Here is a 12,911-nt window from a genome sequence, read left to right on the forward strand (position 1 = left end):
CGTCCGTTGAGAGCGGCGGCGGGGGCATGGATGGAGTAGGCAAGGAGGCCTTCACGGCCAGGTGAACACGTGTCGCGAGCGCCATCGCCGAAAAGGCGCTCACTCCGTCTCCGGAGCGAGCGCCTTTTCGTCCACCGGGCCGATCACCAGGTGACCGAGCTGATGCGGCGTACCGCCTCTTCGATCGCCTCCATCCCGGTGCAGACCGTCAAGCGGACGTACCCTTCCCCGCCCGGGCCGAAGCCGGTGGCGGGGATTCCGAGTACGCCGGCGTCTTCCAGCAGGCGCTTCGCGAAGCCGCTGCTGTCGAGGCCCGGCGGGTTTCGCACGAGGCAGTAGAAGGTCGCCTTGGGGCGGAGGACATCGAGTCCGGCGGCCTCCAGACCGTCGCACAAGGTGTGCATGCGGGTCCGGTAGGTCTCGCGCAGCTGCCGGGGGTAGTCGGAGGTGTCGTCGAGGGCGGCGGCCGCCGCGTGCTGCACCGCGCCGAACGTGCCGGAGTCGGTGTTGGTCTTCACCGCCCGCAGGGCTGCCACGATCTCCGCGTTGCCCGCGGCGAACCCGACTCGCCATCCCGGCATGTTGTACGTCTTGGACAGCGAGTGGAACTCGATCCCGCACTCCATCGCCCCCGGCGACGCCAGAAAGGAAGGAGGCGGTTCGGTGTCGTAGTAGATCTCCGTGTAGGCCGCGTCGGAAGCCACCACGAGGTCGTGGGTGCGGGCGAAGCGTGCCAGCTCGTCGAAGAACTCACTGGTGGCGAGTGCGGCCGTCGGGTTGTTCGGGTAACACACCCAGAACAGCTTCGCGCGGGCCAGGATGTCGAGGGGGATCTCATCGAGGTTCGGCAGGAAACCGTGCTCGGGCCGCAAGGGCACCCGATACACTTCGCCGCCGCAGAAGCGTGCCCAGGTCTCGTAGACCGGGTACGCGGGGTCGGGCACCAGCACCACGTCCCCCGGCTCGATGTAGGCCAGCGTTAGGTGCGCCATCGCTTCCTTGTTCCCCAGCGTCACCAGGACCTCGGTGTCCGGATCCGTGGTCACCCCGAATCTCCGGTCCAGGAAGTTCGCGGCCGCCGTACGCATCTCGCCGGTGCCGGCGTACGGGGGATAGCGGTGCGACCTGGGGTCCATGACGGCCTGCTGGATGGCGGCCACCACCGGGGGCGGGGTGGGCAGGTCGCTGTCCCCGACCCCGAGCGGTACGGGCGCTACCCCTGAAGATTCGGCCAGCGCTCGTGTGTCGTCGATGAAGGAGAACAGGTAGTCCTCCACCTCGAGCAACCGCTTGGCAGGGCTTGGCATCGAAGTACCTCCGGATCGCCTAGGAATTTGTTGCCGAAGCCGCTCTCCGCGCCACGGCAGGGATCAAGCCGGTCCGGGGACGTCCCGGGGACTGTTCTGGTAGGCGGTGAGCAGCCACTCCCCGCCGGTCTTCACCGCCACCCAGGTGGCACGGATGGCGCGTTCCGGTGAGGGTTCGGTCTCGCCGGAGGCGAGCACGCCGCCCTGGGTGATCAGCACGGCGAGGTCTCCGTCGATACGCAGGTCGACCGGCTGCCCGGTGACCCGGGTGCCCTCGAGCTCGTGCGCGAACGCCGCGGTCATGTGGGCGCGGATCGCCTCGGTGCCCTTGCAGTAGACGCCGGGCAGGATCATGGTGCCGTCGGTGGTGAACAGCCTCGCGAAGGCGGCCGCGTCGTGTGCCGCCCACGCCGTGACCAGCCGCCGCGGGATGTCCGTAACCGCGGCCTGGTCCGCGGGAAGATCAGTGGTCGTCATCGTCGTCTCGCTTTCTCGCATCCGGAACTGTCGCGAAACCCGGCGCGGAGGGCCGGGCGGGGAGAGGGCACTGCCCCGCCGGGACAGCGCCCTCGTTCACCGGACTTCGGCAGGGGCCAGCAATCGCACGGGCAGCGTCTTCCAGCCGTTCATGATGAACGTGCCCTGCGGTTGCAGCTCCTCCGCGTCGAGGGCCAGCGACAGGCCGGGGAACCGCTCGAACAACGCGGGCAACGCGACCTGTGCTTCGAGCCGGGCGAGCGGCGCGCCGAAGCAGAAATGCGTGCCGTAGCCGAAACTGAGGTGGTCCTTGTCGGTCCGGGTGATGTCCCATTCGCCGGCGTTCGCGCCGTGCAGTTCCGGGTCGCGGCCGATGGCGGCGTACCCCATCAGAATCGGGTCGCCCTTGGGAATCGTCACCCCTTCGAGTTCGATGTCCTCGACGGCGAACCGCAGCGGCAACATGTTGATGGGTGATTCGGCGCGAAGCGTCTCCTCGATCACGTCGTCCCAGGACGCCCGCCCGTCCTCGACCATCGCACGCTGATCGGGGTGGGTGAGCAACTTGTGGACGGCGTGCGTGACCAGGTTCATCACCGTTTCCGAACCCGCGCCGAGCGCGACGAACAGCGTGCCGATCAGCTCGTTGTCCGTCATGCCCGCCTCACCGTCCTCCTCGGCGGAGGCGATCAGGTCGGTGGTGAGGTCGTCGCCGGGGTGCTGGCGCTTCGCTTCGAGGAGCTGTTGGAACTGCGCGGTCCAGTCACGGACGTTCGCCTCCGCCTCCTCCGGCGTGATGGAGGAGTCCGTGGTCATTTCCCCGCCGCGCAGGATGGCGGCACGGGATTCTTCGGGGATCCCGAACAGGTCGCAGATGATCGACGCGGGCAGCCGGTAGCAGAACATCCGCTTCAGGTCCACGACCTCGCCGGGCGGGACCGCGGCCAGGTCGTCCAGCAGCTTCGTCACGGTCTTCTCGATGTAGGGCTGCATGGCCCGGACCCGGCGCGGCGTGAACGCCTTGACGACCGGACGCCGCAACCGGGTGTGGTCCGCGCCGTAGGTGGTGGTCATGTTGTCCATGGCCGTCCAGCTCGCCAGCGGCCAGTCCGAGCGGATCTCGCCGTTGATGTAGGCATCCCAATGCTGGCGGGGATTCTTGGAGACGCGCGGGTCGGTCAGCAGTTTCATGGCGAGATCGTGACCGACGACCGTCCAGGCCCGAATTCCCTGCGGAAGCTCGACCTGTGCTATCGGACCTTGTTCGCGGAGGTGCGCGCCCTCGGCGTGCACGTCCTTTCCGGTGGTGTCCAGAATTACGGGACAACGGCTTTCCATGGAAACCTCTCCAAGGGGACGTTCGGCGATGAGGTCGAAACCGACATTACGCATTCACTATCCTTGTGCCACCTCACGATGTGCCTCATCGACTTCGGTTCCCCGAGCTGCTTGAGCGGTGGAAGCCGGAAGGCGTAACGTCGTTCAGCGACGCATTTTCCCGGAACTGAAAAAGTCCGGGTCGCGATTGATCCCGGCCGACCGAAAGGCAGGAACCCTTCGTGGATCCCTTCCGTATCGAGATTCCCCGAGCGGAGCTCGACGATCTGCGGCGCAGGCTCGCCGCCACCCGGTGGCCGTCGAGGCCCACCGCGGAGGACTGGTCCCGCGGAGTTCCGCTCCGCTACCTCAAGGAGCTCGTCGACTACTGGCGCACCGGTTACGACTGGCGCGCCGCCGAAGCGCGGATCAACAAGTTTTCCCAGTATCGCACCGAAATCGACGGAGCGACCGTACATCTGCTGCACGTGCGCTCGTCGGAGCCGCATGCCCTGCCGCTGATCCTCACCCACGGCTGGCCGAGTTCGGTCGTCGAGTTCCTCGACGTCATCGGCCCGTTGTCGGACCCAGCGGCATACGGTGGAGATCCGGCCGATGCCTTCGATCTGGTCATTCCCTCCATTCCGGGATACGGGTTCTCTGGTCCGGACCTGGCGCCCGGCTGGGATATCCGCAGGGTGGGCCGCGCCTGGGCGGAATTGATGAACAGGCTCGGTTACCGGCGGTACGGTGCGCAGGGCGGGGATTTCGGTTCACTGATTTCGCTGGAACTCGGCCGTGTCGATCCCGATCACGTCGTCGGCGTGCATACGAGCATGCTGGTCGCGTTGCCCTCGGGTGATCCGGAAGAAGTGGCGGGGTTGAGTCCGGCCGATCAGGTGAAGCTGGATCGGCACGTTCTTTTCGAAACGGAACTCTCGGGTTATTTCAAGCTTCAGGCGACCAGGCCGCAGACGGTTTCCTACGGCTTGACGGATTCCCCGGTCGGACAGCTCGCCTGGATCATCGAAAAGTTCTGGGAATGGACCGACTCGGCGGAAAGCCCGGAGGACGCGGTCAGCCGCGACACCCTGCTCACGAACGCCATGATCTACTGGCTGACCGGGACCGGCGGTTCCTCGGCCCAGCTCTATTACGAGTACCGCCGTCAGCTGACCGCCGGGCCGCCCGATCCGCCGATCACCGTGCCGGTCGGGGTGGCCGTGTTCCCGCACGACATGGTCCTGCCGATCCGACGGCTCGCCGACCGGGACATCAAGACCATCACCCACTGGTCCGAGTTCGAGCGCGGTGGCCATTTCAGCGCGTTGGAGCAGCCTGAGCTGTACGTGGAAGACCTGCGGAAGTTCTTCCGCGGCCTCCGGGACTGACGGACGGGGGAGTGGCTGCCCCGCGACGACGTCGCCGGGCAGCCACTCGCCGGTCAGCCGAGATGCCGGGCAGTCACGCCGGACGACGGTTCGCGCTCGAGCCAGGACTTCCCGGGAGCCGGCCGCCGCACGGCGTGCCGCAACACCCGGGCGAGCATCCCCGGCCGCATGAGCGCCTGAGGCGGGTCGAGGAGCCCGGCCACCCGCATGAAGCCTTCGGTGACCTTGGGGTCCTTCGTCGCGGCGTACTGCAACCGGGCCATGTAGGCGTTCCCCACCTTGGCCTTGATCGAGCGGTGGCCCTCGACGCCGGGGAAATCCAGATCGCCGTTGACGGACACCTCCCATGGCATGTCGATGATCTGGCCGATCTCGGTGAAGAATTCGGCGGGCCGTGGACTGCCGCCCCGGCGCAGCTGCCGCCGGAGCGCGGCCGCCTCCATCGCGGCGACGGTCATGCCCTGCCCGTACACGGGGTTGAAGCTGCAGACCGCGTCTCCCAGCACGAGCAGCCCGTCCGGGAACGCGGGCAGCAGTTCGTAACGCCGTCGCACACTGGCCGGGAAACGGAAGGTCACCGGGTCGTTCACCGGCTTGGCGCCGACGATCGCGTCGTAGACGTCCGGAATGGGCAGGGACCGGACGAACTCCAGGAATCCCGCCTCGTCCGTGGGCGGATGGTCGCCGAGGATGCCGGTCAGGGAGAGGTTGACCAGGTCGGGACCGCTCCTGCCGAAGAACGCGCCCCTGGGGTGGGCGGGCGACGCGATCGGGTTGATGGACGGGACGCCGCCGAGGATGCCGTCGGTGAGTTCGTACTGCCGGGTGGTGTAGGCGAGCCCGATCTTCACCCTGTCCTCGTCCGGCCTGCGGTAGCCGAACTCCTCCAGCCAGGCGGGGGTGCGGGAACCCCGCCCGGTGGTGTCGACCACCAGATCCGCCGTCAGTGTCTCTTCGCCGGTGCCGCCGTCCCGCGCCTCGATCTTGACCCCGGTGACGCGGGTGTAGTCCCGGCTGGGGACCAGTTCCCGGATGTCGTGACGCTCACGGAAGGTCACGTTTGGCAGCGCGGCGACCTGTCGCCGGACGTGCTCCTCGAGCATCGGCCGGGGCGCCAGCACGGAGATCAGCCCGGTTCGCGCCGGCTTCAGCCGTCGCGCGTTCAGGTACCAGTGCATCTCGCCGAGGTCGCAACTGGGCACGCCGGCCGCGGCAAGGCCGTCGGTGAGACCGGGGAACAACTCCTCCAGGATCAGGTGCCCGCGCGCGTGCAACGCGTGCGCGTGGATCGTGTGCGGCGCACCCCGCCGGGGCCGGTCCACGCCGAGCACCTCGTCCCGGTCGACGACCAGGACCTCGGCGTACGATTCCGCCAGCACCCGCGCCGCCAGGATCCCGGCCATGCTGCCGCCCAGCACCACGGCCCGCTTTCCGGTCTGGTTGTTGGTCATGGCTCGTCTCTCCGTCTCGCTCGTTCTGCGACGCCCGAAGGCACTGGACGTCGACGGCAAACACAGGTCGGGCTGCTCCGCCGCGGCGAAAGGCTTCCGGCGGTCTGATTCCTTCGAGCGGACACGCGGATCGGCACGATCGAATCGCCGGGTCCTTCTCGGCGAGGATCGGGAATGGGGGCAAAGGCCGGAGCAGTTCCTTGACCATCTCATCGGACCGACCGGGGTCACGTATCACGAAGTGCCGTGTGCCGGTGCGGTTCGCCGTCCGGTGCGGTAATACCGGCCGGTGGGCACTATTTGAGGTGCACCGGCTTCTCGATCACGACGACAATCGGCGGTATGCCCAGGTCGGCGGAATGGTGGCATCGGCCGGACTTCGTCGAGCTGAACTCCGTGCCAAATCCTGCCGGGTGACGTCCCGGCACCGGTGAATCCTGGAGGGTTCAGGCTTATGGCCGATTATCAGTCGAAACCGATCTCGTCAACCTTCGGTGCCCAGATCACGGGGCTGGACCTCGCCGCGCCGATCGATCAGGACACGGTGGACAGCCTGGTCGAAGACCTGATCAAGTATCGGGTCCTCGTGGTCCCCGGTCAGAAGCTGGGGCACGCCGACCACATTCGCGTCAGCCGCCTCTTCGGGCCGCTCGACGTCTACCCGGTGTCGAAGTACGTGGTTCCGGAATATCCCGAGGTGCTGACGATCAGCAATATCTTCGAGAACGGAATCCCCATCGGCCTTTATGACGGCGACGAACAGGAAGAATGGCATACCGATTATTCCTTCAAGAAAGTGATGAGCAAGGCTTCGATGCTCTATTCGGTGATCGCGCCCGAGGTGGGCGGCGATACGCTCTTCGCCGACACGACGGCGGCCTACGATGAGCTCTCCGACGACCTCAAGAACCGCATCAGGGGATTGCGCGCCGTGCATTCCATGGCGCACCTGGTCGCCGAGGAACTGAAAACCAATCCGCACAAGAAGCCGCTGACGCCGGAAGAGCTCGAGCGGACGCCCGACATGGAGCAGCCGCTGGTGCGGGCGCATCCGGTCACCGGGCGCGAATCGCTGCTGCTGGGCAGCATGATCATCAGTGAGATCGTCGGGCTGGACCCGGCGGAGAGCACCGCCCTGCTGGACGAACTGCACGCCCACGCGACCGCGGACCGGTACGTCTACCGCCACCACTGGGAGGTGGGCGACCTGGTCATCTGGGACAACCAGGCCACGATGCACACCCGTACCCCGTGCGACAGCAAGCGCCACCAGCGGCTCCTGTACCGGACCACGGTGATGTAGCGCGGTCCCGGTCATGATCGCGTGAAGTGCAACCCCGCGAACGCCCCTTCGGCGCGAACCAAGATCGTGAAGGCCTCCTTGCCTACAGGGTCAGGGTCCGGCAAAGTCGAGATTTTGCAGCTCGTAGTTGTTGCTTGTGGGGTACGGCGAACGCGTCATGGGGGCGTGGTCCGGCACTTGGTCCTGGTGTCCCCAATGTGGCATTGGAGACGCTCAGTGTCTCCAATGCCACATTGGGGACACCAAACGAACCGGGAGATTCGCGCCAAGCGCCTCTGAGCAGAGGCCTTCACAACCTTGACGGTACGGACATACGGCATTCAATCGGACGATGTGACTCGAAAAACGTCCTCTGTGGACAGTCGCAGCGCCTCACTGAGCTTCACGTGATTTTCACGGAATCAACCGTCTAGTGTCGCGTGATCCTGCAGGTCTTACCCGTGATCAGACGGCGATTTCCGGAGATCGCCGTCCGAGCAACGAAACCAAACGTCAAGCAAGCAGGATCACGCGACGCTAGTCCCTCACCGGGAATCCCGGCAGGTCTGGAAAGGAACTTCTGATGGGTGTGAACGCGGCGGACACCGCCGGTCCGAGCGCCGGGCGGCGGGAGTGGATCGGTCTCGTCGTCCTCGCGCTGCCGACCCTGCTGTTGTCGCTGGACTTCAGCGTGATCTACCTGGCCGTTCCGGACCTGAGCGTCGACCTCGGGGCCGACAGTACCCAGCAGTTGTGGATCGCCGACATCTACGGCTTCATGATGGCCGGTTTCCTGGTGACCATGGGCACCGTCGGCGACCGCATCGGGCGTCGCAAGCTGCTGCTGATCGGCGCGGTGCTGTTCGGACTCGCGTCGATCCTCGCCGCGTTCTCCACCAGCGCCGGGATGCTGATCGTGGCCAGGGCGCTGATGGGGATCAGCGGCGCGACCTTGATGCCGTCGACGCTGGCCCTGATCAGCACGATGTTCAAGAACCCCAGGCAGATGGGGGTCGCGATCGCCGCGTGGATGGCGTGTTTCATGGGTGGCATGGCGCTGGGGCCGGTGGTCGGCGGTGCGCTGCTGGACAGCTTCTGGTGGGGCTCGGTGTTCCTGCTCGGCGTACCGGTGATGGTGGTACTGCTCGCGGTCGGGCCGGTGCTGCTGCCGGAGTCCCGTGACCCGGACCCCGGGAAACTGGACCTGGTCAGCGTGGCGTTGTCCCTGCTCGCCGTTCTTCCGTTCGTCTACGGCCTCAAGGAACTCCTCAAGGCGGGCTTCGCCGTCCTCCCGGTCGTGTCGCTCGTGCTGGGCGCCGTCTTCGCGGTCGCCTTCGTGAGCCGGCAGCGGAAACTCACGGATCCGCTGATGGACCTGAGTCTGTTCCGCGACCGCGCGTTCAGCACCGCGCTGCTGGTCGGCTCGATGATCCCGGCATTGCAGGGTGGCACGTACTTCCTGATCGCCCAGCACCTTCAGGACGTCGAGGGCCTTTCACCGATTTCGGCGGGGCTCTGGCTGGCGCCCTCGTCGGCGATCATGATCGGGACCATCCTCGTCGCCCCCGTGCTCGCCCGCCGCGTCCGGCCCGCGTACCTGTTCTGCGTCGGCCTGCTGATCGCGGCGGCGGGATTCGTGGTTCTCACCCGGATCGACGGGCCGGGACATCTGCTGGAACTCTGGATCGGGTACGCGATCATGGCCCTCGGTGTCGGGCTCCCCGCCGGGCTGGGGACCGCGCTGGTACTGGGAGCCGCCCCGCAGGAGAAGGCGGGTTCCGCCTCGGCCGTGTCCGAGGCGGGCAACGACCTCGGGGTGGCGATGGGGGTGGCCGTGCTCGGCAGCATCTGCACCCTCGTCTACCGCGGCGAGTTCACCGGCCAGGTACCGGGCGGGTTGCCGCCGTCCGCGACGGCGGCCGCGGACAACCTCGCGGCCGCGGTACCGGTGGCCGGGCAGCTGCCGTCACCGCAGGGCCCGGAGTTGCTCGCGGCCGCCCGCGCCGCGTTCACCACCGGCCTCAACACCGTCGCGATCATCTGTAGCGCGCTTTTCGTCGCGCTCGCGGTGCTCAGCATGGTCGCGCTCCGGCACGTCCCGGCGACCGGTACCGAGGCTGCCGACACCGAGCCTGCCGATACCGCGGCGGAGCAGTCGTCGCGGCAGCAGTAAGTGTCTGTTGGTGAACCCGCTTCCGCGATCGCGTCGCCCACGGCGCGGCCTGGTCAGACTTCTTACGGTGGCGACAGGGGCGCCCTGCCACCGTGATAGCGGGGCCTTCGGCCGGGGCGGGTTCACTCGTGATGTCCCTTTCACGTAGCACGTCGCAGCTCCGCCAACAGGCAGTAAGGCCCGCAAGTGAAAGGCCCGGCAGGGAAACCCTGCCGGGCCTTTCACTTGCGGGCTCACGTCGTGGGCACCAGCCACGATCCGGTCCGGCGGGCGGCGGTGAAGCTCGCCCACGACGTGAGTTCCAGCAGCGAGCGGCGGTTCCTGCCGCCAGCCAGATACGTCCCGATGAGCTCGTCACCGACCTGATGAGGGGAGAGCGCGGTCAGCAAGGCGAGGAGCCCCGCTGTCCGGTCGCCACTGTCCAAACCGGACGTGAACTCCGTCGCCCACGCCCGGCTGAGACTCGGCGGCTTGCCGTCCCACTGCCCGGTCACGTCGAGCACGAGTGCCCGGACCCCGCCGGGAACCGAGCGCTCCCCGGCGGCTTCGTACGCCTGGGCCGCACGGGCGTAGGCGGCCGAGATCGTGGTGTTGCCCGCCGCCCACGCCAGGTCGCCGGGCAACTCGGCCTCGGGCAGCAGGGTGAGCGAAGCACCCGGCTCGACGGTGACACGCGCCGCGGCCCCCATCATCTTGCCGAGCAGCTTCAGCGCGCCGGCGCGGGCGATGCCCGGCACCCCGGGCGGCAGCGGACTGTCCCGCAGGTACAGGGTCGCCATCCGGTTGATGTACTGGAAGGCGACCGCTGTCCCCGCGTACTCCGGGAGCGCGGCCGCCGGGAACGGCGCGGGCCGTGAGGCCGCGCCGTCCCGCGTCGCCACCGCGCGCGCCCAGTCCTCGAGCGACGCCAGCTCCCCGTCACGGGCGGGCGCCAGGCCCGCCAGCGTCGCTTGGTGCACGCTGACGCAGTAGGGACATTCGTTGCCTGCCGATACGGCGGCGGCCACGGTCTCCTTGCCTGCCCGGCCGGCCACACCGTCCGCGACCAGTACCTCGCGCAGCAGGATCCAGGTCGCCGCGAGCAGGTCCGGGGCGGGGGAGTGCAGTGAGACCGGCGGGGCGATCAGGCCGAAGTCGCGTTCGCACTGGCCGTAGATCGTCCGCACCCGGCCCGTGGCGGCGCCGGGCCGGACGGCCTCGATGTGCTGGATGTGGGCTATGGACCGCCGTCCGGCGGTCTTCAGCGGCGTGCTTGCCATCGCTAACGCACCGCCAGATCCGATACCAGCGGCAGCGTGCCCCGGCGGCCCGCGGTCTCACCGAGGGGCGAGGGCGCGCCGTACTTCACGGAGACGCCGCGGTCCTTCGCGGCTTGGACGATCCCGGGCATGGCGCGTTCGGCGAGTGCCGCGATGGTCAGCGCGGGGTTGACCGTCAGCGCGCCGGGCACCGCGGAGCCGTCGGTGACGAAGATGCCGGGATGCCCGCGCAACTCGTGCCGGTCGTCCAACGCCGACGTGGCGGGGTCGTCGCCGATCCGGCAGGACGCCAGCGGGTGCACGGTGTACGCGCCGACGACGTCGTTGGTCCACGGCATGACCTTGGCCAGTCCGTCGCGTTCCATCACCACCTTGACGGCCGCGTCCGAGATCTCCCAGCCGTGCCTGGTGTTCGCGGTCGGCTCGTAGCTGATCGTGCCGCGGCCGAGCATCTGCTGCGAGATCCGGTGGGCGTTGCCGGTCGGCGGTGGCGGGCCGAACACACCTTCGTTGTCGTCCTCGCTCATGGTGAACGTGGTCAGCCACGACTGCCACTTGCGGACGATCTCCTTCTTCTCCCGCCCGAACCAGCTCGGCCCGGCCGCGCCGGGGACCTGCGCCAGGATCGTGCCGAAACCCGGCGGGAAGTACAGCTGTTCCAACGAGAACCGCGAGTACTCGGGCAGACTGGCGTCCAGGTTGTCCCAGCTCGCCACACACGGGCCCTTGCCGATCTGGTTGGCTTCGTAGGCCCGGCCGTCGCCCCGGTCGAGGCCGAACAGCTCACGGGCCTTGTCCTCGTCGACGATCGCGGTGTTGAGCCGTTCCCCGTTGCCGGAGAAGTAGCGGCCGACCGCGTCCGGCATCCCGCCGAGCGCGGCTTCGGACCGTTGCAGGATCACCGGTGTCGCGCCGGCGCCCGCCGCCATGATCACGATCTTGGCGTCGATGACGCCCTCGTCGTGGAGGATCCGGTAATCCTCCGCGTCGACGGTCGAATAGTGCACCCGGTAGCCGTGGTCGGTGCGCGAGAGCCGCTGCACCTCGTGCAGGGGCCGGATCTCGGCACCGTGCGCGACCGCGGCCGGCAGGTAGTTGAGCAGCAGCGAGCGTTTGGCGTCGAATCGGCAGCCGGACATCATCCAGTTGCAGTTGGTGCAGCGGTCGACGTCGATGGCGACGGGCACCGGGTTGGCCGTGCGGCCGGAGTGGTTGCACGCGGCCGCGAACAGCCCGCCGGCGTAGGTCACCTGGTTCCAGTCCGACATGGACACCGGCAAGGCCTCCGAGACGCGGTCGTACCACGGCTCGAGGGTGTCGCGGGAGATCGACGAGGGCCACATGCGGCGCCCGATCGAGCCGTGGCGGTCGAAGACGAACTTCGGCGCGCGAGGCATGGCGGCGAAGTAGACGACGCTGCCGCCGCCGACACAGTTGCCGCCCAGCAGGCTCATGCCGTCGCCGACCACGAAGTCGAAGATCCGGGTGTAGGAGGAGCCGAGCAGGAAGTCGTGCTCGAACTCCTCACTGCGCACCCACGGTCCGCGTTCGAGCATGACGACCTTGGCGCCGCCGGCGGCCAGGTGGTAGGCGGCGATGGCGCCGCCGAAACCCGTGCCGATCACGAGGACGTCGGTGGATTCCGTGCTGTTCATGCGGGGCTCCCCGAGGCTGTGGTGTCAGGGTGGAGTTCGGCGAACTTCCGCCGGTAGGAGTACGCGGGGAAACGCCAGAGGCCGTCGGCGTCCGGAGGCGCGAAACCGGTGGCGGCCAGTCCCGGATGCCCGGCGGCGAGCGCGTCCGCGGTGTGCATGTGCGCGGCCGTGTCGAAGGCCATGTTGCTGAACAGGGCCAAACCGACCCAGGCCTCCTTCTCGGGGTGTCCCGGCGCGAGCAGTTCGCCGACCAGTTCGGTCCGGTCGTCGAAGGAAAGCGCGACGAACGGGGGAACCTCGGGGTCCAAAGTGGTCTCGAGGTCGGCGGCGCGGGCCGTCGCGTGTCCATTGAGGACGGTGGTCAAACCGTCCAGCAGGTCGACGAGACCGGCCGCCGGCGTCTCCAGCAGTTCGATCGCACCCGCCGCCACGGCGCCCTGTCCGGTGGACGCGCCCGCGACCGCCCGGTCGTCCGGCGTGCGTTTCTCCCCGGGGATGATGGTGTCCGCGAACGCTTCGAGCGTCATCGTTCGCCTGCGGCGTTCCGCACTGTCCGATGGCATGACTGTCTCCTCGTAGGCGAGTTTCGGGTTGCCGCG

At 68.0% G+C, this 12,911-nt stretch carries 10 protein-coding genes; 3 read left to right on the forward strand and 7 right to left on the reverse strand.

Features of this window, described 5'->3' with window-relative positions:
• Positions 1-143: 143 nt before the first annotated feature.
• From ACLARN_RS19565 to ACLARN_RS19575, 3 genes are all read right to left on the reverse strand, one after another.
• Entirely contained in the window at positions 144-1,307 is a 1,164-nt protein-coding gene (locus tag ACLARN_RS19565; protein ID WP_409492862.1) for an aminotransferase class I/II-fold pyridoxal phosphate-dependent enzyme, read from the reverse strand.
• A gap of 63 nt (positions 1,308-1,370) precedes the next feature.
• Entirely contained in the window at positions 1,371-1,784 is a 414-nt protein-coding gene (locus tag ACLARN_RS19570) for an SgcJ/EcaC family oxidoreductase (RefSeq protein WP_409492863.1), read from the reverse strand.
• A 96-nt stretch (positions 1,785-1,880) separates the two neighbouring features.
• The gene (locus ACLARN_RS19575) at positions 1,881-3,176 is read right to left on the reverse strand and encodes a cytochrome P450 family protein (RefSeq protein WP_409492864.1); all 1,296 of its coding nucleotides are present in this window, start codon (positions 3,174-3,176) and stop codon (positions 1,881-1,883) included.
• A 167-nt stretch (positions 3,177-3,343) separates the two neighbouring features.
• Here ACLARN_RS19575 and ACLARN_RS19580 point away from each other — a divergent pair, with 167 nt between their 5' ends.
• Positions 3,344-4,492 carry an epoxide hydrolase family protein gene (locus tag ACLARN_RS19580; RefSeq protein ID WP_409492865.1) on the forward strand — a complete coding sequence of 383 codons (1,149 nt, stop codon included), beginning with the start codon at positions 3,344-3,346 and terminating at the stop codon, positions 4,490-4,492.
• A 53-nt stretch (positions 4,493-4,545) separates the two neighbouring features.
• Here ACLARN_RS19580 and ACLARN_RS19585 read toward each other — a convergent pair whose 3' ends face one another.
• Positions 4,546-5,943 carry an FAD-dependent oxidoreductase gene (locus tag ACLARN_RS19585; protein WP_409492866.1) on the reverse strand — a complete coding sequence of 466 codons (1,398 nt, stop codon included), beginning with the start codon at positions 5,941-5,943 and terminating at the stop codon, positions 4,546-4,548.
• Between the two features lie 454 nt (positions 5,944-6,397).
• On the opposite strand from ACLARN_RS19585, the gene ACLARN_RS19590 reads away from it, so the two are divergent.
• Together ACLARN_RS19590 and ACLARN_RS19595 are read left to right on the forward strand one after the other, a co-directional pair.
• Entirely contained in the window at positions 6,398-7,246 is an 849-nt protein-coding gene (locus tag ACLARN_RS19590; protein WP_409492867.1) for a TauD/TfdA dioxygenase family protein, read from the forward strand.
• Between the two features lie 562 nt (positions 7,247-7,808).
• Positions 7,809-9,398: an MFS transporter gene (locus tag ACLARN_RS19595; RefSeq protein ID WP_409492868.1), complete on the forward strand. Its 1,590-nt coding sequence runs from the start codon at positions 7,809-7,811 to the stop codon at positions 9,396-9,398.
• Between the two features lie 233 nt (positions 9,399-9,631).
• On the opposite strand, the gene ACLARN_RS19600 is transcribed toward ACLARN_RS19595, so the two are convergent.
• From ACLARN_RS19600 to ACLARN_RS19610, 3 genes are read right to left on the reverse strand one after another with little or no spacing between them, the layout of a single operon-like run.
• Entirely contained in the window at positions 9,632-10,657 is a 1,026-nt protein-coding gene (locus ACLARN_RS19600; RefSeq protein ID WP_409492869.1) for a carboxymuconolactone decarboxylase family protein, read from the reverse strand.
• Between the two features lie 2 nt (positions 10,658-10,659).
• A complete protein-coding gene (locus tag ACLARN_RS19605) occupies positions 10,660-12,312 on the reverse strand; it encodes a GMC family oxidoreductase N-terminal domain-containing protein (protein WP_409492870.1) in 1,653 nt (550 codons plus the stop codon).
• On the reverse strand, positions 12,309-12,875 hold the full coding sequence (locus ACLARN_RS19610) for a DUF5987 family protein (protein ID WP_409492871.1): 567 nt from the start codon (positions 12,873-12,875) through the stop codon (positions 12,309-12,311). Before ACLARN_RS19610 ends, ACLARN_RS19605 begins: the two co-directional genes overlap by 4 nt.
• Positions 12,876-12,911: the final 36 nt, after the last annotated feature.

Source organism: Amycolatopsis sp. cmx-11-12 (assembly GCF_046269425.1).
Taxonomy (GTDB): Bacteria; Actinomycetota; Actinomycetes; order Mycobacteriales; family Pseudonocardiaceae; genus Amycolatopsis.